This is a genomic window from Nocardia amamiensis (assembly GCF_015477605.1).
In the GTDB taxonomy this organism is placed as follows: Bacteria; Actinomycetota; Actinomycetes; order Mycobacteriales; family Mycobacteriaceae; genus Nocardia; species Nocardia amamiensis_A.
In genome coordinates this window covers 125,189-151,608 of the sequence record NZ_JADLQX010000006.1, presented here as the reverse complement: position 1 = coordinate 151,608, position 26,420 = coordinate 125,189, and the positions used below count along the sequence as shown (strand labels likewise).

General features: G+C 67.9%; 26 protein-coding genes. 10 read left to right on the top strand and 16 right to left on the bottom strand.

Features of this window, described 5'->3' with window-relative positions:
- Positions 1-13: 13 nt before the first annotated feature.
- From IU459_RS10190 to IU459_RS10170, 5 genes are all read right to left on the bottom strand, one after another.
- Positions 14-805 carry a DeoR/GlpR family DNA-binding transcription regulator gene (locus tag IU459_RS10190; RefSeq protein WP_195129234.1) on the bottom strand — a complete coding sequence of 264 codons (792 nt, stop codon included), beginning with the start codon at positions 803-805 and terminating at the stop codon, positions 14-16.
- A 75-nt stretch (positions 806-880) separates the two neighbouring features.
- Entirely contained in the window at positions 881-1,537 is a 657-nt protein-coding gene (locus IU459_RS10185; protein WP_195129233.1) for a TetR/AcrR family transcriptional regulator, read from the bottom strand.
- Positions 1,538-1,648: 111 nt separating this feature from the next.
- Positions 1,649-2,548, bottom strand: coding sequence for a carbohydrate ABC transporter permease (locus IU459_RS10180; protein ID WP_195129232.1), 900 nt, complete (start codon positions 2,546-2,548; stop codon positions 1,649-1,651).
- Entirely contained in the window at positions 2,545-3,426 is an 882-nt protein-coding gene (locus IU459_RS10175) for a carbohydrate ABC transporter permease (RefSeq protein WP_195129231.1), read from the bottom strand. The genes IU459_RS10180 and IU459_RS10175 overlap by 4 nt, the downstream gene beginning before the upstream one ends.
- 1 nt (position 3,427) lies before the next feature.
- Positions 3,428-4,678: an extracellular solute-binding protein gene (locus tag IU459_RS10170; protein ID WP_324198818.1), complete on the bottom strand. Its 1,251-nt coding sequence runs from the start codon at positions 4,676-4,678 to the stop codon at positions 3,428-3,430.
- Between the two features lie 160 nt (positions 4,679-4,838).
- Between IU459_RS10170 and IU459_RS10165 the strand changes: the two genes are divergently transcribed.
- The 5 genes from IU459_RS10165 to IU459_RS10145 all read left to right on the top strand — a co-directional run bounded on the left by IU459_RS10165 (position 4,839) and on the right by IU459_RS10145 (position 10,706).
- A complete protein-coding gene (locus tag IU459_RS10165; RefSeq protein ID WP_324198817.1) occupies positions 4,839-5,744 on the top strand; it encodes an SIS domain-containing protein in 906 nt (301 codons plus the stop codon).
- A 224-nt stretch (positions 5,745-5,968) separates the two neighbouring features.
- A complete protein-coding gene (locus IU459_RS10160) occupies positions 5,969-7,387 on the top strand; it encodes an ROK family protein (RefSeq protein ID WP_228837678.1) in 1,419 nt (472 codons plus the stop codon).
- A gap of 358 nt (positions 7,388-7,745) precedes the next feature.
- Complete coding sequence (locus IU459_RS10155) at positions 7,746-8,906, top strand: N-acetylglucosamine-6-phosphate deacetylase (protein ID WP_195129230.1); 1,161 nt, start codon at positions 7,746-7,748, stop codon at positions 8,904-8,906.
- Positions 8,903-9,856, top strand: coding sequence for a hexose kinase (locus IU459_RS10150; protein ID WP_324198816.1), 954 nt, complete (start codon positions 8,903-8,905; stop codon positions 9,854-9,856). Before IU459_RS10155 ends, IU459_RS10150 begins: the two co-directional genes overlap by 4 nt.
- 25 nt (positions 9,857-9,881) lie before the next feature.
- Entirely contained in the window at positions 9,882-10,706 is an 825-nt protein-coding gene (locus IU459_RS10145; protein ID WP_195129229.1) for a class II fructose-bisphosphate aldolase, read from the top strand.
- Between the two features lie 382 nt (positions 10,707-11,088).
- On the opposite strand, the gene IU459_RS10140 is transcribed toward IU459_RS10145, so the two are convergent.
- From IU459_RS10140 to IU459_RS10130, 3 genes are read right to left on the bottom strand one after another with little or no spacing between them, the layout of a single operon-like run.
- Positions 11,089-11,289, bottom strand: coding sequence for a DUF397 domain-containing protein (locus IU459_RS10140; protein WP_195129228.1), 201 nt, complete (start codon positions 11,287-11,289; stop codon positions 11,089-11,091).
- 15 nt (positions 11,290-11,304) lie between these two features.
- Positions 11,305-11,502 (bottom strand): DUF397 domain-containing protein, encoded by a 198-nt coding sequence (locus tag IU459_RS10135; protein WP_195129227.1) that lies wholly within the window; start codon positions 11,500-11,502, stop codon positions 11,305-11,307.
- 10 nt (positions 11,503-11,512) lie between these two features.
- Complete coding sequence (locus tag IU459_RS10130) at positions 11,513-12,373, bottom strand: helix-turn-helix domain-containing protein (RefSeq protein WP_195129226.1); 861 nt, start codon at positions 12,371-12,373, stop codon at positions 11,513-11,515.
- Positions 12,374-12,560: 187 nt separating this feature from the next.
- Here IU459_RS10130 and IU459_RS10125 point away from each other — a divergent pair, with 187 nt between their 5' ends.
- A complete protein-coding gene (locus IU459_RS10125) occupies positions 12,561-12,854 on the top strand; it encodes a hypothetical protein (RefSeq protein WP_195129225.1) in 294 nt (97 codons plus the stop codon).
- A 56-nt stretch (positions 12,855-12,910) separates the two neighbouring features.
- Entirely contained in the window at positions 12,911-13,351 is a 441-nt protein-coding gene (locus IU459_RS10120) for a DUF4254 domain-containing protein (RefSeq protein WP_195129224.1), read from the top strand.
- Here the strand turns inward: IU459_RS10120 and IU459_RS10115 are convergent.
- The 6 genes from IU459_RS10115 to IU459_RS10090 form a co-directional block, all read right to left on the bottom strand.
- Complete coding sequence (locus IU459_RS10115) at positions 13,346-13,636, bottom strand: DUF3349 domain-containing protein (protein ID WP_195129223.1); 291 nt, start codon at positions 13,634-13,636, stop codon at positions 13,346-13,348. The genes IU459_RS10120 and IU459_RS10115 overlap by 6 nt on opposite strands.
- A 17-nt stretch (positions 13,637-13,653) precedes the next feature.
- A complete protein-coding gene (locus tag IU459_RS10110; protein ID WP_324198815.1) occupies positions 13,654-13,989 on the bottom strand; it encodes a DUF3349 domain-containing protein in 336 nt (111 codons plus the stop codon).
- Between the two features lie 11 nt (positions 13,990-14,000).
- Positions 14,001-14,285: a hypothetical protein gene (locus IU459_RS10105; RefSeq protein ID WP_195129221.1), complete on the bottom strand. Its 285-nt coding sequence runs from the start codon at positions 14,283-14,285 to the stop codon at positions 14,001-14,003.
- Between the two features lie 11 nt (positions 14,286-14,296).
- Positions 14,297-15,517 (bottom strand): inorganic phosphate transporter, encoded by a 1,221-nt coding sequence (locus tag IU459_RS10100; protein ID WP_324198814.1) that lies wholly within the window; start codon positions 15,515-15,517, stop codon positions 14,297-14,299.
- A gap of 87 nt (positions 15,518-15,604) precedes the next feature.
- Entirely contained in the window at positions 15,605-16,858 is a 1,254-nt protein-coding gene (locus tag IU459_RS10095) for a lipase family protein (protein WP_195129220.1), read from the bottom strand.
- A gap of 335 nt (positions 16,859-17,193) precedes the next feature.
- Positions 17,194-18,705, bottom strand: coding sequence for an ATP-dependent DNA ligase (locus IU459_RS10090; protein WP_195129219.1), 1,512 nt, complete (start codon positions 18,703-18,705; stop codon positions 17,194-17,196).
- Positions 18,706-18,801: 96 nt separating this feature from the next.
- On the opposite strand from IU459_RS10090, the gene ramB reads away from it, so the two are divergent.
- Positions 18,802-20,208, top strand: a complete 1,407-nt coding sequence (gene ramB, locus IU459_RS10085) for an acetate metabolism transcriptional regulator RamB (RefSeq protein WP_195129218.1) — start codon at positions 18,802-18,804, stop codon at positions 20,206-20,208.
- 54 nt (positions 20,209-20,262) lie between these two features.
- Here the strand turns inward: ramB and IU459_RS10080 are convergent, their stop codons facing one another.
- A complete protein-coding gene (locus IU459_RS10080) occupies positions 20,263-21,495 on the bottom strand; it encodes an MFS transporter (protein ID WP_228837677.1) in 1,233 nt (410 codons plus the stop codon).
- Positions 21,496-21,569: 74 nt separating this feature from the next.
- Between IU459_RS10080 and IU459_RS10075 the strand changes: the two genes are divergently transcribed.
- Positions 21,570-22,412 carry a TetR/AcrR family transcriptional regulator gene (locus IU459_RS10075; RefSeq protein ID WP_195129217.1) on the top strand — a complete coding sequence of 281 codons (843 nt, stop codon included), beginning with the start codon at positions 21,570-21,572 and terminating at the stop codon, positions 22,410-22,412.
- Between the two features lie 208 nt (positions 22,413-22,620).
- On the opposite strand, the gene IU459_RS10070 is transcribed toward IU459_RS10075, so the two are convergent.
- Positions 22,621-24,450 (bottom strand): acyl-CoA dehydrogenase, encoded by a 1,830-nt coding sequence (locus tag IU459_RS10070; RefSeq protein WP_195129216.1) that lies wholly within the window; start codon positions 24,448-24,450, stop codon positions 22,621-22,623.
- Positions 24,451-24,823: 373 nt separating this feature from the next.
- Here IU459_RS10070 and urtA point away from each other — a divergent pair, with 373 nt between their 5' ends.
- Positions 24,824-26,095: an urea ABC transporter substrate-binding protein gene (gene urtA / locus IU459_RS10065; protein WP_195129215.1), complete on the top strand. Its 1,272-nt coding sequence runs from the start codon at positions 24,824-24,826 to the stop codon at positions 26,093-26,095.
- The last annotated feature ends 325 nt before the right edge of the window (positions 26,096-26,420 follow it).

The window sequence follows — 26,420 nt, the reverse complement described above, 5'->3', positions numbered from 1 at the left end:
GTGCGACCGCGATCTACACCACGTCGACCCGCACGCCCGCCGCGCGGATGGTCGCGACCGCCGCGGGGTCGGCGTCGGTGTCGGTCACCAGTAGCTGCACCTGCTCGATGCCGCAGATGCGGGCCAGCGCCGTGCGCTCCAGCTTGTCCGCGGTTGCCACCACCAGCACCCGCCCGGAACGGCGGACCATCTCGGTGGTCACCCCGGCCTCGTCGATGTGCCTGCACTGGGCGCCGCCCTCGGCGGAGATCGCGTTCACGCCGAGGATGAGGTCGTCGAGCCGCAATTCGGCCAGGGAGCGTTCGGCCAGCGGTCCGTGCAGCTCGTAGGACTCGCGCCGCGCCACCCCGCCGAGCACGATCGTGCGCACGTGCGGCCGCAGCACCATCTCGCCCGCGATGTTCAGCGCGTTGGTGACGATGGTCAGCTGCTCGTCGCCGGACAGTCCGAGGTCGGTCCGTCCGGCCAGCGCCCTGGCGACCGCGGTGGTGGTGGTGCCGCCGTTCATCCCCACCACCGCGCGCGGATCGATCAGAGCGGCGGTGTGTTCGGCGATGCGCTGCTTGGCTTCGCCGCCGGACTGGCGGTAGCGGGCGGGCAGGTCGTAGGCCACGGCGGTGGCCACCACGCCGCCGTGTGTCCTGGTCGCCAGTTGCTGTTCGGCGAGTGCGGTGAAATCGCGGCGCACGGTCGCTGCGGACACACCGAGCCGCTCGGCGGCTTCCTCCACCGAGAGCCGGCCGGATTCGGCGAGCAGTTCCAGCAACCGGTTCCACCGTTGCGGTCGGTCGGTCGGTCCGGTCATCTCAGACCGTCCCGGTCGTGCGAGAAACCCGCTGTTTCGGTGAGCACGCGCACAATATGACCACAGGCATTCCGCTCAAGTCAGCGCGAGGCCGGAATTCACGAAATAGGCGATTTCCTCGCATATTTCGTCGAGTCCGAGTGCCGCGTCCGGCGCCGTGCTCTGCACCAGCTCCTGGGCAAGGGAATTGACCGCGCCGATCACGGCGAGAGCGAACAGATCGAAACGCCGCCGCGACCCGGTCTCGCCGCGCTCGATGGCGCGTTCGGCCTCGCCGATCAGCAACCTCGACAGCAGGCGGCGCTGCTCCCTGCGCCACTCCTCCACCGCGGTGCTCACGCCGACCACCTCGACGTAGCACACTCGGGCTCGGCGAGGGTCTGCGCAGGTGACTCCGAGATACGCCCGGAAACTCGCCACGACACGGGTGGCCAGGGGCTTGTCCGCGGTTTCCGCGAGCGCGGCGAGCGCGCGGTCCAGGGCCTGCGTGGTGATGCGATTCGCCAGCGCGATGAGCAATGCCTCGCGGCTGCCCATGTCCTCGTAGAAACTGCGCGTGGAGACATTGGCGAAGGCGCAGAGCCGTTCGATGGACGTGGCCGTGTACCCCTGGGTGCCGAATAGTTCGAGCGCGGCGTCGATCAGCCGGGTCTGCCGCTGGGCCACCCGTTGTTCCTTGGTCAGGCCGCCGTAGTGGCGACCGTCCTTGGCTCCGTGATCTTGCCGTGTCACCATTCGATGCTACCGCGTGGCAATCGCTGGTCCGCGCCGCGAACGTCGATCCCTCGGGATCGTCCGCGGAGGTTCTGGCCATGGACGGCAAGGGATCTGGCCACGCCCCGGCTATTTGACGCTGCCCGCTGTGAGCCCCGCCACCAACCGCTTCTCGATCACCGCGAACAGCAGCACCACCGGAATGATGCCGACGGTGGAGATCGCGAACACGTATTGCCACGCCGTGTCGTACTGACCGACGAACTTGGTGAGCGCGACCGACAGCGGCTGGTTCTCCGGCGTGGTCAGCACGACGAGGCTGGCGGCGAACTCGTTCCAGCACGCCACCACGACGAAGATCGTCGCCGTGACGATGCCCGGCCACACCAGCGGCAGGCTCACCCGGATCAGCGTCTGCCATCGATTCAACCCGTCGAGCAACGCGGCCTCCTCGATCTCGATCGGGATCGCCGCGAAGAAACTGTGCAGGATCCACACCGCGAACGACAGGTTGAACGCCGCGTTCACCAGGATCATCGCCAGCCAGGTGTCGTTGATCCCGAGCGCGAAGAACTCCCGGATCAATCCGGTGACCAGGACGGTGGGCTGCAACATCTGGGTGATCAGCACCAGGCCGAGAAACACTCCGCGGCCCGGAAAGCGATGGCGGGCGGTGTAGTACCCCGCTGGTATCGCGACCAGCAACACCAGCGCGGTGGCGCAGACCGCGATGATGATCGTGCTGGCCAGGTTGAACGGCAGCGGCGTCTCCGGCGTGTCCCACATGGTCACGTAGTTGTCCGGGTGCCAGGACTCCGGCAGGTACGTCGGCGGGATCCGCAGGATCTCGGCCCTGCTCTTCAGCGAGCCGAGCACCATCACGACGAACGGCAGCAGGAACGCCGCGGCCAGCACCACCCCGATCGCGGTGAGCTCCCAGCGCCTCCGTTTCGCCCGTGCACGAACCGCGACGGGCTGCGGTGTGCCGGGAACCTGCTCGATTCGCGCCACCTCGGTGCGCGTCGTCATCGGTCGACCTCCTGGGTCGGGCGGACCACCTTCACGTAGATCGCGATGACGACCACGATCAACGCGAAGTTCAGCACGCTCATCGCCGCCGCCGTGTCGACCTGCTGATTCTGCCTGATCAGCTTGAAGGTCAGCGTGGTCGTGGTGTCGGCGGAGAAGCCCGCGATGCTCCCGGTGATCACCTGCAGAATCGGCAGGGAGTTGAACACGTTGATGATGTTGATGATGGTCGCCACCGCGATCGCCGGGCGCAGCTGCGGCAGCGTGAGGTAGCGGTAGCGCTGCCACGCGCTCGCCCCGTCGACCCGGCCCGCCTCCTCGATCTCCGCCGGAATCGACTGCAGTCCGGCCAGGATCGTGTAGGTCGTGAACGGCACCGAGACGAACACCGCGACGCCCATCGCCACAAGGAACGCCTGCGTCGGTTGCTTGGTGAAGCCGTAGCCCCGGTCCAGCAGGCCGATGTCGACCAGGAACCGGTTGGCGATGCCGACATCCGGATCGAGCAGGTAGTAGAAGATGGTCGTCGTCATCACCACCGACGCCGCCCACGGCACCAGGATCGCCATCCGCACCGCCGTGCGGCCCGGGAAGTCCTTGTTCAGGAACTGGGCCAGCGCCGCGGACAGCAGCAGCGTGATCAGCACCACGCCGACCACCCAGACCACCGTGTGGACAAGCACCGAGCCGAGTTCCGAGATCCCGAACAGCGCCCGGTAGTTGGCCAGCCCGGCGTTGCCGCGGTCCTGACCGTAGGCGCTCAGGTCCCTGGTACTGGTCCACACCATGTAGCAAGCCGGGAAGGCGACGATGGCCGCGATCAAGACCAGCGACGGCCCGATCCACGGCAGCGCCGCCAGTATTCCTCTGCGCCGCACGCTACTTCGCGGCTTCCTGGATCCGCCGCAACACCTGCGCCGGGTCCGCGCCCTGGGCGATGGTGCCCATCTGCTGCCGGATGGCGCCCTGCGCCGCGGCCCATTTCGGGTTGTTGCTGGGATAGAACCGCGCCACCGGGAGCGTGGCGGCGAACGCCTTGGTGACCGGGTCGTCGGCGAGCGCGGCCGCGGCGCTGTGCGTGATCGGGATGAAGCCCTCGTGCTTGACGAAATTCGCGTACACGGCGGCGGAGTAGAAGTAGTCGAGGAACTTCCTGATCGACTCGGTCTTCTTGCCGTCCTTTTTGAACGCCATCAGGTGATCGGCGACCCCGAGGGTGACCGGCCCGCCGGTCTTGGTCGGCGACGGCGCGGTCGCGTAGCGCAGGCCCGGGTTCTTCGCGGCGATCTGGCCGATGGTGGGCGGTAGCGCTTCGATCATGCCGATCTTGCCCTGAATGAAGGCGTTGATCACGTCCTTGCGGTCGGTCGCGCCCGGATTGGGCTGCGTCGCACCCGCATCGATGAGGTCGCGCATGGCCCGCACGCCCTCCAGGTTCTCCGGGGTGTCGACGGTGATCCGGTCGCCGTCCGCCCAGGCGCCGCCCGCGCCGAACGTCCAGATGGAGGTCTCCCCCTGGGCCTCCTCGCTGCCCAATGGCAATCCGTACCCGGAGACGCCGCCGCCGAGTGCCTGGATCTTCTCGGCCGCGTCGGTCAGCTCGGCCCAGGTCTTCGGCGGCCGGGTGATGCCTGCCTTGTCGAACAGCTCCGTGTTGTAGAACAGCGTGCGGGTGGAGGCGAACAGCGGCAATGCGTACTGGGTGCCGTTCAGCGCGGCGTTCTGCGCGAAACCCGGCTGGATATCGGCCAGTACCGGCGCGGAGACGATCTCGGCCGCCGGGTAGAGCATGCCGTCGCCGGCGAAGCTGGCGTAGGCGTCGATATTGAGGACGTCCGGGGTGGTGGACGTGGACTGGAGCTTCGTGCGCACCACGTCATTGATCGAATTCCAGGACTCCATCTGCAGATTGACGGTGATCCCCGGGTTCTGCCTCTGGAACTCGGCGATGATGCCGTCCCACAGAGCCTTGGTGCCGGTCGCGCCGTCGCTGTAGGCGGGCGCGAGGAAGTTGATCGTGGTGTCGGAGTCCGCGGCGTCTTTCGAACCGAACCCGCAGGACGAGAGGGCCAGCGCAAGGCCGGTGACCATCGCGACTCCGGCAAGCACGCGGTGGAATGGTCTTTTCACGAGCAGAACCTTTCAGATTTACCCACCCGGCGCCAACGGAGGAACCGATGATGGGGGGACGCACCGTCCGTGCACCTCAATCTAGCCCGGATGGTGATCAAATGTGACCGATTTGAGCGTAAATTTGACATGAACGATCACGCGGGGTGAAGCTGTTCGTGTGCCTGCCGAACACACCCACGCGCCGTACCTGGCCACCGAGGTAGCCACCCAGCCGGACGACTGGGCGCATGCCGAGACCGTCGCCGCCGACCACCGCGCCGTGTTACCCCAACCGGGTGAGCGCGTGGCCGTAATTGGTTGCGGAACTTCGTTTTTCATGTCCCGAGCGATCGCCGCCCTACGCGAGGACGCGGGTCACGGCGTCACCGACGCGTGGCCCGCCAGCGCGGTCCGCGATCGCGACTACGACCGCTACCTGGTGATCTGCCGGTCCGGCACCACCACCGAAGTCGTGCGTGCGATGCGGGCCATCCCGGCGCACATCCCGCGGGCGGTGATCTGCTCCACGCCCGGCACACCCGTGCTCGACCTCGGCGATCCGATCCTCATCGAGCGGGTGGACGAACAGTCGGTGGTGCAGACCCGCTTCGCGACGACCACCCTCGCCATCCTGCGCTGGCACCTGGGCCAAAACCTGACACCCGTGATCGCCCAGGCCCGCGCGGTGCTCGCCGAGGATCCCGCCGAGTCCCTGGCCGCGGTGCGCGCCGCGGAGCAGATCAGTTTCGTCGGCATGGGATTCGCGGCGGCCATCGCCGACGAAGCGGCGCTCAAACTGCGCGAGTCCTGCCAGTCCTGGACCGAAGCGTACTTGGCGACCGAATATCGCCACGGTCCGATCAGCATCTCCGCGCCGGGCCGCGCGGTCTGGGCGTTCGGGCCGCTGGAGCCGGACTTCGCCGCGGATGTCGGGGCCACCGGCGCACACCTGGAACACCGCGACATCGATCCGATGGCGGATCTGATCCGGGTGCACCGGCTGTGCGTACTGCGCTCCGCCGACCTGGGACTCGACCCCGACCGCCCGCGCAGCCTCAACCGCTCCGTTGTCCTGAAGTCATGACCGGGGGCCGGGCGATGGCTCCCGTCCGATGCTGTCGAATCACAGCCACCTCAGCGCTCGAGACAGCCGCACTCCACGCCGCCGCACAGGCAACAACCGCGCCTGTCCGATTCCGGCCCACACTTGCCCTGCGCACACCAGAGCCCACGCCGACCGACGCGGGCGTTCCCATCCCTGCCGCGTGTGCGGCGGCACGGGCGCTACCAGGAACTACTGTGCCGAACATGGGTACCAAACAGCCGGATGCTCCCACGCACATCGGCGTGACCAGATCCGGATCGCCCAGGGCGGAGTTCACCCGCTCCGCAGCCGCACCGGACGTAGCCGGCCCGCCGAGCACACGCTCACGCTCCGGCGCGGCCGGACCCGGATCGGCCGCAACAGAATTCGCACGATCCGCCGCCGCGCCGGACGCGGTCGAGCCGCACCGGACGCGCTCGCGCTCCGGCGCGACCGGGCACAGTTCGCACACGGAGGAGTTGAGGCCCTCCGCCGCACCGGACACCGCCGAGCAATCCGCGACCACGCGCGGCCCGGCGGCTGCGACTCGATCGGCCACACCACTACCGGACCCGGACGCGGCCGAGCAGCACATGATGCACTCGCACCCCGGCGGGACCAAGCCCAGTTCGCACACGAACGAGTCGCCCCGCGACGCCGCACCGGACATAACCGAGCAGTCCGCAACCACGCAGAGCCCGGCAGCTATGACGAGCTCTGTCGCGCCATTTCCCGATGACGCGCTTGTGCTCGGGTTGGATGTCGGTGGAACCACCATCAAAGGCGAGATCACCGATGCCGGAGGTACGGCGCTGGCCGTCGGCGCGGTCGCTACGCCGCGCGGCGCGGCCGCCTTCGATGCCATGGGAGAGCTGGGCGAGCGATTGCTGGCCGAGCTGCCGGAATCCGACCGGGGCCGCGTCGCCCGTGCGGCGGTGGTGCTGCCCGGAATCGTCGATACCGGCCGATCCGTCGCGGTGTTCAGCAGCAACGTCGGCTGGCGCGACGTGCACGTCGGCGACCGTTTCACCAAGCGCTGGGGCATGCCTACCCTGATCGAACACGATGTCGCGGTCGCGGGTTGGGCGGAAGGGCGTTACGGCGCCGGACAGGGCCACGAGAACGTGTGCGTCGTCATCCTCGGCACCGGCGTCTCCGGCACGCTGTCCGTCGGCGGTCGCCTGGTGCGCAGCGGCTATGGACAGGTCGGCGAATACGGGCACATACCGGTACGGCGCGACGGATTGCCCTGCCCATGCGGCAATACCGGCTGCGTCGAGACGATCGCCTCGGGCGCGGCGATCGCACGGGCATACACCCGTCGCACAGGACGCGAGATCGCTGGTGCCGCCGATGTTTTCGCGCGCATGCCCACCGATCCCGACGCCGCGGCCGTGGTCCAGGACGCGATCGACGCACTCGCCGACGGACTGATAGGCATCGTGCACGCGGCCTGCCCCGAGGTGATCGTCCTCGGCGGTGGACTCGCCGGAGCCGGCGCGGCACTCACCGAGCCACTGCAGCGAGCACTGGCCGACCGCCTCCGCCTGGTCCCCACACCCCGAGTCGCGCTCGGCGAATTCGGCGCCCGCGCAGGTCTGGCGGGCGCAGCACTCCTCGCACGGAAGGGGACGTTGGCATGACGCACACGCCCGCCGATCAACTCCGCCCGGAACCCGCACCCAGAATCGCCTCCACCGAATTCAGCACACAAGCGGGCATGGCGTGCACTGCATTTCGCACGGCAGGAAACACCGGCATGACGCGCACGCTCACCGATCAACTCCGCCTGGAACCCGAACCCGGAATCGCGTCCGCCAAGCGCGGCACACATGCGGGCCTAACGGGCACCGTATTCCGCACGGGACGGAACGCTGGCATGACGCGCACGCCCGCCAATCGACTCCGCCCGGTTTCCGCACCCATTACGGCCTCCACCGAGCGCGGCACAAACACGAGCCTCGCGGACGCAGCACGATTCGCACGGGAGGGAGCACTGGCATGACAGAGCACTCCGAGCTGACGATTCGTGGGCGCATCGTTTCGGCGAGTGTCACGCTCGATGACGGTGTGGTGATGACTTCCGGGGAGCGGATCACGGCGGTGCGGTCGTTCGCGCAGTGGCGGGCGGTCCACCTGGATTTACCCGAGCCGCCATTTTCCGGAATCCTGCTGCCAGGGCTTGTAGATATTCACAATCACGGCGGGTTCGGGCATCGGTTCGACACGGTGGACGCCGCGCAGGCAAGAGCGGCGGCTGAGTCGCATCACGCGAGCGGCTCCACCACGGTGGTGGCCAGCGTGGTCACCGGACCAGCCGCGGAGATGGTGGCGCAGACCGCCGTACTCCGCGAACTGGCCGAGGAAGGCGTGCTCGGTGGCATCCACGTCGAGGGGCCTTTCCTGGCCGAGGCGCGATGCGGAGCACAGGATCCCCGATTTCTGCGTGACCCGGATCTCGACCTGACCGATCAGCTGTTGGGCGCGGGCGGTGCGTGGCTACGCGCGATGACGCTCGCGCCGGAGCGCCCCGGATACGCGGATGCCGCACGACGATTGGTCGACCACGGTGTAGTGGTCGCGCTGGGCCACAGCGACACCGACTACGAAACGTTCCGTAATGCACTGCACCCCTGCGGTTCAGGCAGCCTCGTCACTCATCTTGCGAACGGGATGCCACCGCTGCATCACCGCAACGCGGGTCCTGTCGCCGCGGCTCTCGTCGCCGCGGCCGCCGGTGACGTGATCGTGGAACTGATCGGCGACGGCGTGCACGTCGATCCGGGCTTCGCCGCGCTGGTGTTCGCCTCCGCGCCGGGGCGGGTCGCGCTGGTGACCGATGCCATGCAAGCGGCGGGGCTCGGGGACGGCGAATACCAGCTGGGCCCACAGTCGGTCACCGTGCGCGACGGGGTGGCGCGAATCGCCAATGGCTCGATCGCGGGTGGGGTCAGCGCACTGTTGCAGTGTGTGGCGCGAGCGGTGCGCGAATCGGATGTCCCATTGCGGGACGCGGTGCTGGCGGCCACCTGCACTCCGGCCACCGCGCTGGGGCTCGCGGACGTCGGTGACCTGCGGCCCGGCTACTTCGCCGACATATTGACAGTCAGTGACAATCTCCAGTTGCGCCGGGTGCTCAGACGTGGACAGTGGTTGTCGTGATCCTCACCGTGACAATGAATCCCGCGTACGACATGACCTACCGGGTCGAACGCTTCGAACGCGGGCAGGCCCACCGGGTCCGCTCGGTGGAGCAGCGCATCGGCGGCAAGGGCATCAACGTGACCCGGGTGCTGAATCAGCTCGGCAAATACGCCAGGGCCACCGGTTTCTCCGACCATGCTTTCGCGGCCGCCGCCGAACTCGAGATGCCGGTGGACTTCGTGCACGCGCTGCCCTGGGTGCGCCGCACCGTGGTGATCAGCGAGTCCGAGGACGGCACCGCCACCGCGCTATGGGAACCGGGCGCCCGCGTCTCCAATCCCCATGCGGCCGAGCAACTGGCCGTCCGGGTGGCCGGGCTGCTACCCGAGATCGCGGGGCTGGTCATCTCCGGTTCGTTGCCGGGCGGCATCGAACCCTCGCTTCCCGCCGAGATCGCGCGCACCGCCATCGCGGCCGACGTGCCGACCATCGTCGACGTCGACGGCGAGGCGTTGCGCCTGGCCGCCCAGGTGCCGGGCATCGTGCTCACGCCGAACCGCGGGGAAGTGCATCGTCTCACCGGTATCGAACCCGACACCGCCGACGCCATAGTGACCGCCGCATACCCCCTCGTCGAACAGGGTGTGCGCGCCGTGATCGCCACCCGCGGTGCGGAAGGAATGGTCGCGGTGACCGCAGACGGCGCGTGGTCGGCCGCACTCCCCGAACCCCTCGCCGGGAACCCCACCGGCGCAGGAGATTCTGTGGTGGCCGCGGTGATCGCCGCCCTTTCCACGGACGCCAGCCCGGACTGGTCTGCCCTGCTCACCGACGCGGTAGCGACTTCGGCTGCCGCCGTGGTCATCCCGGTGGCCGGTGAGATCGACCGCGGCCTGCGGACCCGGCTCGCCCCCACGGTCCGAGTCGAACGGCTCGATTTACCGAAACACCAGGAAACTTCGCCATGACAATCGCTGCACGAAAACATGCGCTATGCCGCTGACCCCCGTTCCGAATCTGATAGCAGCGGCCCGTCCGGGTGGGCTCGGCGCGTTCAACGTGATCACCCTGGAGCACGCCGAGGCGATCGCCGCCGCAGCGGAATCCGCTAAAAGGCCAGCGGTCTTGCAGCTTTCGGAGAACACGGCGATCTACCACGGAAGCATCGCCCCACTCGCACTCGCCTGTCTGCGCATCGCCGCCGATAGCAGCGCGTCTGTCGCAGTCCACCTCGACCATGCCACGACCGTCGAATTGATATATGCCGCAGTCGATCTCGGTATCCGCTCGGTCATGTACGACGGCTCCACCCTCGACTACGCCGACAACCTCGCCACCACCGCCGCCATCGCCCGCTGGTGCCACGACCGCGGCGTGCATATCGAAGCCGAACTCGGCGAAGTCGGCGGCAAAGACGGCGCCCATGCCCCCGGCGCACGCACCGACCCGGACGAGGCCGTCGAATTCGTCGACGTCACCGGCATCGACGCCCTCGCGGTAGCCGTCGGCTCCTCACACGCCATGCACACCCGCACCGCGGAGCTCGACAACGAACTGATCGCCCGCCTCGCGGCAAAAGTCCCGGTCCCGCTCGTACTGCACGGCTCCTCCGGCGTCCCCGACGACGGCCTACGCGCCGCCATCACCCACGGCATGACCAAAGTGAATATCGCCACCCGCCTCAACATCCAAATGACCACCACTATCCGCACCACCCTCGCCACCAACCCCACCCTCTCCGACCCCCGCAAATACCTCACCCCCGCCCGCACCGCCATCCAATCCGAAGTCGAACACTTCCTCCACCTCCTAGCCTGATCACCGCGAGTGGCACACCACGGAGAGGTCTTCTCGCGTTTCGCCGCAGCCATGTGCCACTCGCGAAGGATGTCGGGGGTGGTGGTCCGCCACGCCCTCCGCCGCCACGGCGCAGACCTCTGCGAGTGGCACACCACGGAGGTACCTTCTCGCGTTTTGCCTCAGTGATGTGCCACTCGTCGCTGGGAGCGGCCGGCGGCGCGGGCGAGGGAAGTCGGCGCCGCCGGCCGGTCGGGTGGTGGAGCAGGGCAGTTGTCCACCGGTCGTGCTGTCGGTTGGTTGCACCGACGGGGCTACTCTTCCCGGTCCGGCTGAGTGTTGCTTGTAGTCAAGCTGAGAGTCGGCTGGGAGTAGGACGACAGTGGTTGCGGTTGTCGCTCGACTAGGCAAGTTCGGCGGATCGAATCGCCGATGTGAATGCGGACCACTGGGTGGGTGTGAATGCCAGGACGGGCTGAGCGCCCGGCGTGCCATGAAACTTGCTGTCACGGACCAGTACTCGGTCGCCATCGAAGCACACCTCGACGCAGGTCTGACTGTCCTTGGAATGGGACGACGTGAACCAGCCGGTCGCGCGCGACATCTTCTTGCGGCACACCTAGGTGAGTTGGGCGCGGACGGCCGATGTGAAGGCAGACCACTGCGAGGTAGTGAACGCCAGTACGGGCCACGCGTCCGGCGATCCTTGAAACTTGCTGTCGCGAACCAGAACTAGATCACCATCGAAGCACACCTCGACGCAGGCGACGCTGTCGTTCGAATGCGATGACTTGAACCAACTGGTCGCACTCCCCATGCCGATCAGGCTACAGCGCGCCCAAAATGCGTTCAATCACCGCCATCGACTCGATCCGCGGGAGCGCATGCTCGGCGAGGGCGTTGCCGAACATGGTGGAAAGGTGCCGGACGGACTCGCCGTCCTCGACCACGCCGAGATGAACCAGTGTCTCAGTCCACGCCACGTCAGGTAGAAGTGCGCTGTCGAAACCGAGCAGGTGGAACGACGCACCGGTCAGCAACGCACCGCCTGGCGCGTCGAATGGTATGACTCGGATGTCGACCGCGTCGGAGCGCTTGTCTGCAACCGAGAGCAGATGCAGAAGCTGGCCTTTCAGGATGTCGACACCACCGGTTCGTTGCGTCAGCGCGGCCTCGTTGACAATCGCGGTCAGCTGCACCGGCTCCGCTCCGGTAAGCCGCTCCTGCCTCCGCATGCGCACCTCGACCCAGCGGTCGATCTCGACTTGCCGAATCCGCGCCCTATCGACGGCGATCACCGCCCGCGCGTACTCCTCTGTCTGCAACAAACCGGGGATCAGGATGCTCGTGTAGCTCCGGATGTTGTGCGCCCCGTATTCCAATCCGTAAAGCCGTGCCACTTCGTCCGACAGCAGACCGGCATACTCCGACCACCACCCGCGCCGCTTCGCGATTTCGCGCAGCCGCAGCATTTCCGCACGCTCGTCCGCGTCGAATTCCAGTAGGTCCATCAGCTTTCGCAGCTTGTCTTCGGCGAGGATCCGGTCCTTCTCCACCTTCGACCAGTACGACAGCGTGAAGCCGAGTTCTTTGGCGATCACGGCACCGGTGACGTCGAACTCGGTGCGGCGGCGCTTGATTCGGAGCATGAGCTCCCAGCGCGCGACCGTGGGCGAGAGTGGTGCCATCGTCCGATGCGTCCTTCCGGCTCCGCGGCTGTTCGTGCAGAAGACCGTACTCGCATCCATGGCGGATCGAGCTTGTCAAAGTGACTGGTCAACTTGACTAATCAGTGGACCTGTCATAGCTTCTTTGTGTCGCGCATCACAGGCGGGGGCTTCCGGTCCCGCTCGGCGGGGATGGAGGGGGTTCTGAATGTCTGTGCACGTCATCGACCGGGCTTGGATGGTGAGTGATCGGACGCCGCATGAGGCGCGGCGGGTCAGCGAGGACGCGTGGGTGGTGTCCTATCTGCGCGGTCGGATGGTGTCGACGGAGCAGGCGGCGGCGGCTATTCAAGCGGCGGAAGCGGTTTCGCTGATGGAGGAGTTGGCGAGCCGGATCGGGCTCACCGCGATGGAAGCGCTCGGCCTGGTCGTCATCGAGAAGCCTTGGGATGCCCGTCATGGGTACCGATTGCCGCGCCCGGGCGGGCGGCATCGGCGATGACTCGCGCGTTTCGCGTACTGCCCGGCAATACCAGTCGATTCAGGGGGGTAATCGCGGTGCGACCGCTGCCGACCAAAGAACTTGTCCTGCATGCCTGCCGCGCGACGCCGCGCGGCGACCATCCGATTCTTGCGTCCGCGCACCTGCTCGCGGGATTGCACCAGCGTCGTCTGCTTACCGAGCCGGGCGGGGCGAACCTGATCGATCAGCACCGGGCCGGGCTCGTCGTCGCCATCGATCGCTGGGTGGCGACCGAGATGCCGCTTCCGCACGGCGGCGCCTTCATGCACACCGAAACGGTGGGCATGGTGATCGACCGGCTCGCCCAGTTCTCCGCCTCCGCCCACGACATCCTGCCCGCCGCACCGGAATGGGCCGTGCACGACGCCTGGGAGCGCCTCGCCGAACTGGCACTCGGTTACGAAGATCTCGCCTACGAAGTCGCGGCGGGACTGCGCCGCCTGCCGTACCTCAGCGGCCCCCGGTCGGGGTCATGAATCTCCGGAACCGTTCTCCTGGTCCGGCCAGGCGCGCGCCTCGACGCGGGCGCGCACCCGAGCGACGTCGGCTTCGGACGGCATGTCGTTGGTGATCTTGGTGATGGTGACCTGGATATCCGTCGTATCGCCGGGATCGGCCAGCTCGGCGGCGATCCGGGCCACCTCCTCGTCGGACAGGCGGCGGCGCAGCAGCGCGAGCAGCGGGATGTAGTCGGATTCCGGGACACCATCCGGATATCCCGCCCGCAGCCAGTCGATGATCGCGGTCAGGAAGGGAGGCATCGGCGATCGCTTTTCGGTCAGTCGGAATCGGCGGGCGGGTCGGCCAAGGGCCAGCCACCCGCCGCCAAGTGCGAGGCGACGCGGGCGATGTCGTCGTCGTCCGGTTGTTCCTTGGCGAACCGGGCGATGGCCTGCTCGATCTCCGCGCGGGTGATCCCGGTTTCCGGATTCGAGGCGGCCAGTTCCTCGGCGATCGCGGCCACCTCGTAGTCGGTGAGGTGGCGGTGCAGCACCGCCAACAGCGCGACATAGTCCGACCGCGGAACGCCCTGCGGGTAACCCGCACGCAGCCAGCCTACGATCTTGCCGAGCAGCTTGGGCCGGATCGGCGCGGGTTTCGCTTGATCGGTCACACTGCCGCCCTTCATGCCTGTCCGAACAGATGGATGCCGAATCTGGCCGCCAGAAACGCCTTGGCCGTGTAGAGGATGCCAGTGATGATCGCCGCGACGACCAGGGTGAGGCACACCAGCGCCACCGCGAGCGCCGGATAGTTGCGCCGCACCGTGCGTCCGTCGGCGGTCACGGCGGCCGATAGGGACCAGAACCGCACTCCGATCGCGAAGATCATCGGCAGGCCCGCGCCGAGCAGCAGCCCGGCCGCGGTGACCTTCCCCAGCGAGCTCAGATTCGTGACGAGAGTGTGCACGCCTGGTCCTCCTACACCTGGGCCGAATGGGTCGAGTTCGACGGCGTCGCCGGGCCGCCGTCGGCGGGCTTCTCCGCGGCCGCCTGGGGATCGGTACTACCACTCGGCCACTCGTTGACGTTTCCGGTGTGCACCGGGTCGCGCCGCGACCGCAGATACATCAAGGTCGACAATGCGATCAGGATGGTGAAGACCACCAGCACGCCCGCCAGCCCACCGATGACGTGCGCGATGACCCAGCAGACCGCCCCGGCCACACCGGCCAGCGGCAAGGTGAGCAACCAGGCGACGACCATCCGCCCCATCACGCCCCATCGCACCTCGGCGCCCTTGCCGAGACCGGTGCCGAGGATCGAGCCGGTCGCGGTCTGCGTGGTCGACAGCGGCAACCCGAAGTGCGCAGAGGTGAGAATGATCGCCGCCGAGGCGGACTCGGCCGCCAAGCCCTGCGGTGAGTCGATCTCGACCAGGCCCTTGCCGAGCGTCCGGATGATCCGCCACCCGCCGAGATACGTGCCCGCCGCGATCGCCACAGCACATGCGGCCATCACCCACAGCGGCATCTCGTCGTTCTTGGTGAGCGTCCCGTGCGCCACGAGCGCTAGGAAGATCACGCCCATCGTCTTCTGCGCGTCGTTGGTGCCGTGCGCCAGCGAGACCAGCGAGGCCGAGCCGATCTGTCCCCAGCGGAAGCCCTGAGTGACCTTGCCTTCGTCGGAGCCCTTGGTGATCCGGTAGACCAGCCAGGTGCCGATCGCCGAGACCAGCGCGGCGACGACCGGGGCGAGCACCGCGGGAAGAACGATCTTGGTGACCACGCCCTCCGAACCGGACGCCCAGATCACCCCGCTCCAGCCGAGCGCGGCGAGCGTCGCGCCGATCAGACCGCCGAACAGCGCGTGCGAAGAACTCGACGGCAACCCGAACAACCAGGTGAGCAGGTTCCACAGAATCCCGCCGACCAGACCGGCGAACACGATGACGAGCAGGTCCTGGCCCGACACCGCGTCGAGGCGGACGATCCCCTTGGCCACGGTCGCGGCGACGGCGACGGACAGGAACGCACCGATCAGGTTCAGCACCGCCGAGAGCGTGACCGCGACGCGCGGGCGGAGGGCACCGGTGGCGATCGAGGTCGCCATGGCGTTGGCGGTGTCGTGGAATCCATTGGTGAAATCGAAGGCGAGCGCCGTGCTGATGACGATCAGGAGAACCAGTAGTTCGACGGTCACGCCTCCAGTGTGAAGCACCGGCGAATACGAGTGCCGCCCGGTTGCCGCGCGCCGTTCGCCCAGGATGGACTATCCTGTTCGCCCTGCTCAGCCGAATCGGGTGCAGCCGGAAGCTACGGGCCGGCCTGCGAAGCGATCGTCGATCCACTCGGTCGCCCCGGGGATGCCGCTCATCCCGACCAGGAAGTGTTCGCCTAGGTAGACCTGGAAATCAACCGGCGTCCCGGCGCGACACCAGTCCGCGTAGAGATTCTCCGCACCGGCCAGCGGCACCCACGGATCGTGCGTGGCGTGATAGAGGAACACCGGTACCGTCGGCGCGGCAGCGCCCAACCGGTTGGCGGCCAGGACCTCCTTGATCACCGGCAGATCGGTGGGCGCGGCCGCGTCGGTGAGCACCTGCACCGGGATCGGCGCGACGACCCCGGCGAACTCCTGCGCGGACATGCAGAAGTCCTTGCCGATCTGAGCCAGGCGCCAGCCGTTGTCGTTCATCAACTCGAGCATCTCCGGGTACTCCCGCGCCAGCCCGAGCGTCGCGGCCAGGAAGACCCCGGACGCGAGGTTGCGGCCGTTCATGGTGCCCAGCAGCATGCCGAAGTCGGCGGGAATTCCGCCGAACGCCGCACCGACGAGATTCAGCTCCGGCGCGTACACCGGCGCCAACTGGGCGGCCCACCCGCTCGCGATAGCGCCACCGGAGTAGCCCGTGACCACCGTCGGCGTGTCCGGTCGCAATCCGAACTCCGGCGTTCCCACCGCGGCCCTGATCGCGTCGAGCACCGCGTGCCCGGCCATCACACCCGCGCCGTACGCCTGACGCGGGCCCTGATGGTCCGGCACGAGCACGGCGTAGCCCTTGGACAGGGGAATCTGGGCGGCCCACAGCTTGGCCGACAGCTCGCTCTTGAGTTCGTAGGACGGCGCGCACCGATGCCCGAGTGAATCGATGGCGGCATTGAACGTCACCAGCGGGCGCGGGCCCGGCCGGGTCCACGGCGTCTTCGGCACCAGCAGCGTCGCGACCACCGGGACCGGGCGGCCCTTGGCGTCGGTGGATCGGAGCAGCACTTCGGTCGAGGTCAACGGAAAAGCCGTCAGGCCGGTGCCGCCCGGACGGGTCGCGAGAACCGTTCCCGGCGGCTGGCTCTCGAACTCCGGCGGCGGCGTGTAGAACGGATCGCCCAGCGGCGTGGGCAGAATCCCGCCGTACTCGCGGGAGGGGGTGAGGAACTGCTCGATCGGATTCGCGTGCGCGGGCGTTCCGACCGCACTCACCGCCACGGCGCCGAGCAGCGCCACCAGCAGTCGGGCAGACCGCCCGCACAGCAACTTTCGCATCATCCCACCCGCCCGCCGATTCCTTGTCCGGAAGCACGAACCGGCCGGACCATTGCATTGTGGCGGCCATCCGGAACCTTGCGCTGCCCATACTTACAGTGGCTCGAGAGCCTTCGCACGCCCGACACGCGCCCTCGGCCGATCGGGCGCGCTTCACTTCGCGAGTCGCGTCGACAACGCTCCGCAGCTCGACTCCGTCGACGCCTCCGTGCTCCCCCACGACCGCACCCGTCAACGAGCAGCACGCCGTGAGACCACGGCACAGCTGGCCGCGCATGACGCCGGAAGCCGGTGATCATCGCCTATCGCGCCTTCGGCGTCGAGAAAGAGGACGCTCAGGGCAAAAGGGCGCGGACGGTGTCGATGGTGTCGGCGTCGGCGGGTTCCTTGTCCGGGCGGTAGCGCACCACGCGAGCGAAGCGCAATGCGACGCCGCCGGGATAGCGCGGGCTCACCTGGACCCCGTCGAGGGCGATCTCGACGACCAGCCGGGGCCACAGGTACACGGTGTACTGATCGCGGGATCGCTCGTGCCGCGGGAATTCGGCGGTCTGCCAGTGCAGGAGCGCGTCGGTGAGACCTTTGAAGGTCTTGCCCACCATGACCGGTTCGCCCGTGTCCGGATCGCGGGCGCCGAGGTGCAGATTCGACAGGTAGCCCGTGCGGCGGCCGTAGCCCCACTCCGCGCCGAGCACGATCAAATCGAGGATGTGCGTCGGCTTGATCTTCTGCCAGGCCCGGCCGCGCCTGCCCGCAGCGTACGGCGCGGTCAACGACTTGACCATGACGCCCTCGTGCCCTGCCGCGAGCGCGCCGTCGAAGTATTCGGCGGCCGCCTCGGCATCCGGCCGCAGCAGAGCGGGGATGCTGTGCTCGCCCGCCACTTCGGTCAGCGCGGCGCGCCGCTCCGCCAACGGAGCGTCCAGCAGGTCCCGCCCGTCCAGGTGCAAACAGTCGAAGAAGTACGGGTGCAACAGCAGTTCGCGGGTGGAGCTCACTTCGGCGAAGCGGCTCATGGTCTCCTGGAACGGGCGCGGGCGCCCCGCGTCGGTGAGCGCGAGTGTCTCGCCGTCCAGCACTACGCTCGTGCAGGCCAGACCGGCGACCAGCTGGACCAGCTCCGGGACGCCCGCGGTGATGTCGCGCAGCGTCCTGGTGAACACCCGGACCTGATCCCCGTTCCGGTGCACCTGGATGCGGGCACCGTCCAGCTTGTGCTCGACGCTCACCTCGCCCTCGAATTCGAGCAGCGCCTCGTCCAGCGTCGCGCCCGGCGAGGCCAGCATGGGCTGGATGGGACGACCGACCTCGAGCCGGAACTCGGCGAGTGCGGCGGCGCCGCCGGTGAGCGCGGCCGCGGCGGTGACCGGCAACTGGCCCGACAGCATGTACGCCCGGCGAACCAGGTCGGCGGGCACGTCGGCGCTGATCGCCACGGCCTCGGCGACGACAGCCGTCAACGCGCCCTGGCGCAGCTCCCCGGTCAGCAGGCGCAGCAGAAAGCCCTGCTCATCCGTGGTGGCGGCGGACCAAAGCGCGGTGAGCAGTTCCTTGCGGCGGGCCGCCGAACCGGGGCCGGAGGTCTGGGCCAGATCGCTCAGCGCGGCATGCACCGCGGAGACCGTCAGCGTCGCCCCGGCCGCCGGTGGGTGGTCCAGCCCGGCGAGTGTGCGCCAGCCCGTCCCGATCCGGCCCTGCGGCAGTTCACCGGACACCCAGGCGACCACAGGCGCCAGTTCCTGGGGTTCGGCCGACGTCAGCAGCCCCGCCAACGTGGCGATCTTCGTCTTTCGTGACCTGGTCGCCCGAACAGTCTCCGAGGCCAGGACGACATCCGAGAACAACACCCTGCCGACGGTAGCGGCGGGGTATGACACCCGTGCGGCAACCCGAGTGCTAATTGTTCCTTGGCACGGATGCGAAACCGCCCATAGGCTGGGCCCATGGCCAAGACTTACGTCGGAGCGCGGCTGCGCCAGCTGCGAACCGAACGCGGGCTGAGCCAGGTCTCGCTGGCACAGCAACTGGAGATCTCGGCGAGCTACCTCAACCAGATCGAGCACGACGTGCGCCCGCTGACCGTAGCGGTCCTGCTCAAGATCAGCGACGTGTTCGGCGTGGACGCGACCTTCTTCGCCGCCCAGGACGACACCCGGCTCATCGCCGAGCTGCAGGAAGTCGTCATGGACCAGGAGCTGGGTATCGAGGCCGACGCCCAGGAGATCGCGGACATCGTCTCGGCGCATCCGAGCATGGCCCGCGCGCTGGTCAACATGCACAACCGCTACCGCAACACGTCCGCGCAGCTGGCCGCGGCGACCGAGGACCGGTTCGCCGACGGCGCGGGCAGCGCGGCGATCAGCAAGCCGCACGAGGAAGTGCGCGACTACTTCTATCAGCGGCAGAACTACATCCACGAGCTGGACACGGCCGCCGAAGAGCTCACCGCGCGCATCCGATTCCACGGCGGCGATGTGAACAGCGAGGTCGCCAGGATGCTGCGCACGCACGACGTGCGGATCACCGAACGCATCGATCTCGGCGAGGGCGTGCTGCACCGCTACGACCCGGAGACCCGAAATCTGGAGATCGCGCCGCATCTGTCCGGTGGGCAGCGCACCTTCAAGCTGGCCGCCGAGCTGGCCTACTTCGAATGCGGCGACCTGCTGGAAAAGCTGGTCGAGGAGGGCAATTTCGCCTCCGAGGACGCCCGCAAGCTGGCCATGCTCGGCCTGGCGAACTACTTCGCGGCGGCGACCGTGCTGCCGTACACGCACTTCCACGAGGTGGCCGAGGATTTCCGCTACGACATCGAGCGGCTGTCGGCGTTCTTCACCCAGAGCTACGAGACCATCTGCCACCGGCTCTCCACGCTGCAACGACCGTCGCTGCGCGGCGTCCCGTTCTCGTTCGTCCGGGTGGATCGGGCGGGCAACATGTCGAAGCGCCAGTCCGCCACCGGTTTCCACTTCTCCGCCAGCGGCGGGACCTGCCCGCTGTGGAACGTCTACGAGACCTTCGCCTACCCCGGCAAGATCATGACGCAGATCGCCCAGATGCCCGATGGCCGCAAATACCTGTGGGTGGCCCGCACGGTGGAGCGCCGCGCCACCCGCTACGGCCAGCCGAGCAAGACCTTCGCCATCGGCCTCGGCTGCGAGCTGCGCCACGCGGGCCGGGTGATCTACGCCGACGGCATCGATCTCGACGAAGTGCAGCCGACACCGATCGGCGCCGGCTGCCGGGTATGCGAGCGTGCCAACTGCCCGCAGCGCGCGTTCCCGCCCCTGGGCAAGGTGCTCGACATCAGCGAACACCGCAGCTCGGTCTCGCCGTACGTGTTGAAGTAGTCGCACCGCCACCGCTCATCGGGAGCACCGATATCGGCCGGACATCAGGTGCGATCACGCGAGCTGCACCGGCCGCTGGACACGCAGGCCGACCACCGTCATAACGAGGGCAGCGACGAGCAGTAGCGCCAAAATCCAGGCGAGAACGGCGAATCCGTGGGGAGCTGCGGCCGACGCGACGAGCGGGCCGATGGTGGCGCCCACGTAGAAGCTGAACATCGCGACCGACATGGCGGCGGCACGGGATTTGCCGCCCAGTTCGCCCGCGCTCTGCAAGACCGCCGGAGCGACGACGCCTACGCCGCCGACCAAGACGGCGAGCAGGACGGTCAGCACGACCGGATGCGTTCCCTCGAAGGTCGCGACCACCATGGCCGCCGTCGCGACCGATACACCCAGCACGATCTGACGGTGCTTGGACAGCCTGGCCAGCGGGACCGCGACAAAAGGCAGCGCGATCATCACCGGCAGCGCGCCCGCGCGCAGGGCGAGCAGTTCCCCCGAATTCTGGATGACACCCGTCAATTCGAGACCGGTGTACACGCCGACCATCGCGGCCATGCTCATCGCACCCGCGAGCAGCAGCGGCAGCAGTGCGCGGATGCGCAGCACCGCGGGAATCGCGGCGTAGCTGTGCCGCAGCGGCCGGTCCCGCCCGGCTGGGCCGTCGGCGACCAGCATCGAGCGCAACACCAGCGCCAGTACGGCGAAAGCGACTGCGGAGGCGATGAATACGGTGCGCCAAGGGAACGCGCCGACCATCGCCTGCGACACGATCTGCGCGATCACCGTCGCCGCGAGAAATGCCGTCGACACCGACATCGTGGCCACGGCCCGGTGCGCGGGATCGAGGCGGGTGGCGATGTAGGCCATGATCGCGGGCGGCATCGAGCCGACCACCAGGCCCTGCACCACCCGCAGGCCGACAGCCAGCGGCGCACTGACCGCCAAACCGGTCAATAGTGTGACCACTGCGGCGACCAGCATTCCGGTGACCAGCACCCGCCGGTGACCGTAGCGGTCCGACAGCGGACCGAACAGGACGAAGCCGCCCGCGTATCCGAATGCGAACGCGCTGATGATCCAGGTCAGCACAGCGGAGCCGACGCCCCAATCGGCCTTCATGGCGGTGAACAGCGGGATGGGGACGTACATCTGGCCGGTGGCCAGCAGGGCGGCGAGGACGAAGAAGGGGAGCGTGCGCTGGGTGTGGGCACGAGATGACGCGCCTGGGCTGCGCGTCACGGCCGAGGCGTCGGCCGCGGGCTGAACGATGGGCATTGCCATGCGTCGAAGGTATGCCCGTCCAAGCCAAGATGTCAACCAAATAGTTGGTTTAATGACCTGGTAAAGTCTCGGTCATGACGGCCACGACGAAACGCAGTGACGTGACCAGGCAGGCCCTGTTGCGCGCCGCCCGCGACGAATTCGCGCAGTACGGGCTGGCCGGCGCCAGGGTCGACCGCATCGCGGAGGCCGCGGGCGTCAACAAGGAACGCATCTACGGGCTGTTCGGCAGCAAGGACAAGCTGTTCGACGTCATCCTGATCGATACGCTGCGCGAGTTCATCACCGTGGTCGAACCGCTGGCCGACACCGAACCCGGCGCCTACGTCGGGAAGCTGTTCGACTACCACAAGAACAATCCCCAGCTGCTGCGGCTGATGCTGTGGGAGTCGCTGCACCGCGGTGCCGACGCGCACGACATCGACGGCTGGCGGGCCCAGCACTACGTGCGCAAATCCGACCGCGCCCAAGAGCAATTCGACGTGGACTCCGACAACGCGGGCCGCCTGCTGATCGCTCTGTGCGGCCTGGCCAACTGGTCGCTCGCGGTGCCGCAGACCACCAGGCTGCTACTGGGCGAGGCCGCGGAGGACACCGACGGCACCCGGCAGTTCCTGATGGAGTTCGCCAGGGCCGCAATGCGGCGCGGCTCGCCCGTGGGCGAGCACGAGGCGCGCGTGCCGGAAGTCGAACTGGTCAACGACTTGACCACCCACGGCGAGCACTCCGATGTGGACCGGGCCGCCGCCCGACTCCGGGACGCCCAAGCCGCCGCGGAAGCCGCCCGCGAAGAACTCGCCACGACGCTGCGCGCCGCCCACGCCGCGGGCGCGAGCGCCAACAAGCTGGCCAGGCAGGTCTCCGGCACCCTCTCCCGCCCGGTCGTACTCAAATTGCTCGCCAGCCCCGACGCCTGACGCATAGCATCAGCCTGACCGTCGCGGCGGGCGCCACATGCGTCGCTGATCCGAGAGTCCCACTACGACCTCGGCCCGATTGCTCAGCCGGGAGGCAACCGGAACCGTCGCCGCGACGCACACCGGGCACCCGAACAGCCACCGACCTCGACCGTCGGCTCGCGGCGCGACGGTCGAGGTCCCTGGTGACAAGTTCGGGGGACGAGCGCTAGAACGCCGCCTCGTCCAGCTCCATGATGTCGTTGTCGAGCGCGGCGATGATCCCTTTCACCGCGGTCAGGGTCGGCAGCACGTTCTTGGCGAAGAAGCTCGCCGCGGCGACCTTTCCGGTGTAGAAGGCACGGTCCTTCTCCGGCGCGTCCCCGGCCAGCGCGGCGGCGGCGATCTCCGCCTGCACCAGCAGTCGCCAGCCGATGAGCAGGTCGCCGACCGCGAGCAGGAAGCGCACCGAGCCGAGGCCGATCTTGTACAGCTCGGCGGGCGTCTGCTGCGCGGACATCAGATGGCCGGTGAGCGTGGCCGCCATCGCCTGCACGTCCGTCGCGGCGGTGCGCAGCAGTTCGCGCTCGGTGTCGAACCGGCCGGTCTTCGTGTCCAGGAATGCCGCGATCTGCGCGTTGACGTGGCCGAGCGCGACGCCGCGGTCGCGGGCGATCTTGCGGAAGAAGAAGTCCTGCGCCTGGATCGCGGTGGTGCCCTCGTACAGCGAGTCGATCTTCGCGTCCCGAATGTACTGCTCGATCGGATAGTCCTGGAGATAGCCCGAGCCACCCACCGTTTGCAGCGACTCGGTCAGGTACTGGTAGGCCCGCTCGGAACCGACGCCCTTGACGATCGGCAGCAGCAGATCGTCCACCCGGTGCGCCATCTCGGGGTCGGCGCCCGAAACCAGCTGCGCCACATCGGCGTTCTGGTGGGCGGCCGTGTACAGGTACACCGCCCGCAGACCCTCGGCGTACGCCTTCTGCATGGCCAGCGAGCGCCGCACGTCCGGGTGGCGGGTGATGGCCACGCGAGGCGCGGCCTTGTCGGTCATCTGGGTCAGGTCGGCGCCCTGCACCCGCTCCTTGGCGTAGTCCAACGCGTTCAAGTAGCCGGTCGACAGGGTGCCCGCGGATTTGACGCCGACCATCATGCGCGCGTTCTCGATCACCTGGAACATCTGCGCGATGCCGTTGTGCACCTCGCCGACCAGCCAGCCTTTGGCGGGCACCCCGCTGCCGCCGAAAGTCACCTCACAGGTGGGCGAGGACTTCAAGCCCATCTTGTGCTCGACTCCGGTGACGTACACGCCGTTGCGCTCGCCGAGCGCCAGGGTCTCGTGGTCGAACAGGAACTTCGGGACGTAGAACAGCGATAGGCCCTTGGTGCCCGGTCCCGCGCCCTCCGGCCGGGCCAGCACCAGGTGGAAGACGTTCTCCGCCGTGTCGCCGACCTCGGCGCCGGAGATGAAGCGCTTGACGCCCTCGATGTGCCAGGAGCCGTCCTCCTGCCTGATCGCCTTGGTCCGTCCCGCGCCCACGTCCGAACCCGCGTCGGGCTCGGTCAGCACCATGGTGCCCTGCCAGCCCTTCTCGAAGCCGAGCGCGGCCCAGCGCTTCTGTTGCTCGGTGCCGACGTTGTACAGCACGGACGCCATGACGGGGCCCATGTTGAAGAACGACGCCGACGGATTGGCGCAGGTGATCATCTCGGCGACCGCCCACACCAGCGCCGCGGGCGCAGGGATGCCGCCTATGCCTTCCGGTATGCCCAGCCGGCTCCAGTCCGACTCGCGCACGGCGGCGATGGTCTTGCGCAGCGGCTCCGGAACCGAGATCGAGAACGTGGTCGCGTCGTACACCACCGGCTCCCGGTCGGCTGCGGCGAAGGAGTCCGCGACGGGGCCTTCCGCCAGCCGCCTGACCTCGGCCAGGATCTCCCGGGCCGTGTCGGAGTCGAGGTCGCCGTAGGCGCCGGTGTCGAGGAGCTTGCCCAGTTGGAGCACTTCGAAGAGGTTGAACTCGATATCCCGCAGGTTCGCCTTGTAGTGGCCCATCTCGTCCTCCTCGACTCGAGTCCGGGGCAGGCGCCGCCGGGACAGACGGTTGCGACCTCGTACGAATCGAAGCGTGCCGCATCGCGGCGACGCTACGCAACCGTAGCCACGTCGACCCGGCCAGCGGGTTTGCCGAGACCTCACAACTGTCCGCCCGCGGTTGACCGCAAAGGTTCACACGTGCGAAACAGATGAAACGGACTCGTTATCGACAGATATTCCGGCGCAACAACTTCTGTCTACCGTTCGCATCACGAATACAGCGGTTGTATACAGCCCGGTGTACCGCCGTGACCGGGTCGAAAGCCGCGGGTATTCGATGCGGCGCGCATCCAGCGCCGCCGCACACCTGATGAGGAGAAGGGTCCGCCCCATGTCAGATTCCCGTGCCATCCCGCGCCATCGGCGCTTGGTCAAGGCGATGGCGGTACCCACCGCGGTCGCGCTCGCCGGCCTGTTGCTGACCGCCTGCGGCGCCAAGGACGACGCCTCGACCGGTTCGAACGCCGCGTCCTGCGTGGACACGTCGAAGGACACGATCAAGGTCGGCTCACTGCACTCGCTGTCCGGCACGATGGCCATCTCCGAGGTCACCGTCGCCAACTCCACCAAGCTGGCCGTCGACCAGATCAACGCCGCGGGCGGCGTGCTCGGCAAGAAGATCGAGCTGGTGCTGGAGGACGGCGCTTCGGACCCGAAGACCTTCGCGGAGAAGGCGGAGAAGCTGATCAGCTCCGACTGCGTCGCCGCGGTGTTCGGCGGCTGGACCTCCTCGAGCCGCAAGGCCATGAAGCCGAAATTCGAGAGCCTCAACTCGCTGCTCTACTACCCGGTGCAGTACGAGGGCCTGGAGGACAGCAAGAACATCTTCTACACCGGCGCGACCACCAACCAGCAGATCATCCCGGCGCTGGACTACCTGAAGCAGAAGGGCATCACCTCGCTCTACCTGGTCGGTAGCGACTACGTCTTCCCGCAGACCGCCAATCGCGAGATCAAGGCCTACGCCGCGGCCAACGGCATCGAGATCAAGGGCGAGGACTACACCCCGCTCGGCTCCACCGACTTCTCCACCATCGTGAACAAGGTCCGCACCGCCAAGGCGGGCGCGGTGTTCAACACCCTCAACGGCGACTCCAACGTCGCGTTCTTCCGCGAGTACACCAGCGCGGGCCTGAAAGCCGCTGAGATGCCGGTGATCTCGGTGTCCATCGCCGAGGAGGAGGTCGCGGGCATCGGCGCGCAGAACATCGCGGGCCAGCTCACCGCGTGGAACTACTACCAGACCGTCGACACCCCGGTGAACAAGAAGTTCGTCGCCGACTACAAGGCCGCGTTCGGCGCCGACAAGCCGACCTCGGACCCGATGGAAGCCGCCTATGCGTCGGTCTACCTGTGGAAGAACACCGTCGAGAAGGCGAAGTCGTTCAAGGTGGAGGACATTCAGGCCGCTGCCGACGGGGTGAGCTTCGAAGCCCCCGAGGGCCTGGTGACCATCGACGGCTCCAATCACCACATCACCAAGACCGCCCGCATCGGCGAAATCCGTCCCGACGGTCTCATCTACACCGTCTGGGACTCCGGCAAGGCGGTGACCCCGGACCCGTACCTCAAGTCCTACGACTGGGCGAAGGGCCTGAAGTAGTCCACGACCGTGTCCGTGGCCCAGCTACGAGTTTCCGGCACACCCGCGACGAAGTCGCCGGCGGCGGTCGTTCGAAGCGCAATGAGGGGGGCCACGGACACGGGCGGGCGGGCTCCGAACCCCTGCAACCACTCGGCCGAACCCTGGCTTTCGAGCGAAGCGAGACCGAGCGTTGCCCGTTCGCGGCCCGGCTCGTGTCCGAGTGGCCGCCGCGTCCGCGACGAAGTCGCCAGCGGCGGTCACTCAGGCACGAGCAACAGGTGGGCCGCAACACGCAGCGCCGCAGGCGCTGCCAAAGCAAACACAGTCAGACCAACACAGGAGT

Bases quoted from the DNA above. Each gene is read 5' to 3' on its own strand.
- IU459_RS10160 (WP_228837678.1), top strand. From the start codon at position 5,969: ATGGGTACCAAACAGCCGGATGCTCCCACGCACATCGGCGTGACCAGA.
- IU459_RS10075 (WP_195129217.1), top strand. From the start codon at position 21,570: ATGACGGCCACGACGAAACGCAGTGACGTGACCAGGCAGGCCCTGTTG.
- IU459_RS10130 (WP_195129226.1), bottom strand. From the start codon at position 12,373: ATGGCACCACTCTCGCCCACGGTCGCGCGCTGGGAGCTCATGCTCCGA.
- IU459_RS10145 (WP_195129229.1), top strand. From the start codon at position 9,882: ATGCCGCTGACCCCCGTTCCGAATCTGATAGCAGCGGCCCGTCCGGGT.
- IU459_RS10140 (WP_195129228.1), bottom strand. From the start codon at position 11,289: ATGTCGCGCGCGACCGGCTGGTTCACGTCGTCCCATTCCAAGGACAGT.
- IU459_RS10095 (WP_195129220.1), bottom strand. From the start codon at position 16,858: ATGCGAAAGTTGCTGTGCGGGCGGTCTGCCCGACTGCTGGTGGCGCTG.
- IU459_RS10155 (WP_195129230.1), top strand. From the start codon at position 7,746: ATGACAGAGCACTCCGAGCTGACGATTCGTGGGCGCATCGTTTCGGCG.
- IU459_RS10180 (WP_195129232.1), bottom strand. From the start codon at position 2,548: ATGACGACGCGCACCGAGGTGGCGCGAATCGAGCAGGTTCCCGGCACA.
- ramB (WP_195129218.1), top strand. From the start codon at position 18,802: ATGGCCAAGACTTACGTCGGAGCGCGGCTGCGCCAGCTGCGAACCGAA.
- IU459_RS10070 (WP_195129216.1), bottom strand. From the start codon at position 24,450: ATGGGCCACTACAAGGCGAACCTGCGGGATATCGAGTTCAACCTCTTC.
- urtA (WP_195129215.1), top strand. From the start codon at position 24,824: ATGTCAGATTCCCGTGCCATCCCGCGCCATCGGCGCTTGGTCAAGGCG.
- IU459_RS10125 (WP_195129225.1), top strand. From the start codon at position 12,561: ATGTCTGTGCACGTCATCGACCGGGCTTGGATGGTGAGTGATCGGACG.
- IU459_RS10190 (WP_195129234.1), bottom strand. From the start codon at position 805: ATGACCGGACCGACCGACCGACCGCAACGGTGGAACCGGTTGCTGGAA.
- IU459_RS10115 (WP_195129223.1), bottom strand. From the start codon at position 13,636: ATGCCTCCCTTCCTGACCGCGATCATCGACTGGCTGCGGGCGGGATAT.
- IU459_RS10080 (WP_228837677.1), bottom strand. From the start codon at position 21,495: ATGGCAATGCCCATCGTTCAGCCCGCGGCCGACGCCTCGGCCGTGACG.
- IU459_RS10135 (WP_195129227.1), bottom strand. From the start codon at position 11,502: ATGGGGAGTGCGACCAGTTGGTTCAAGTCATCGCATTCGAACGACAGC.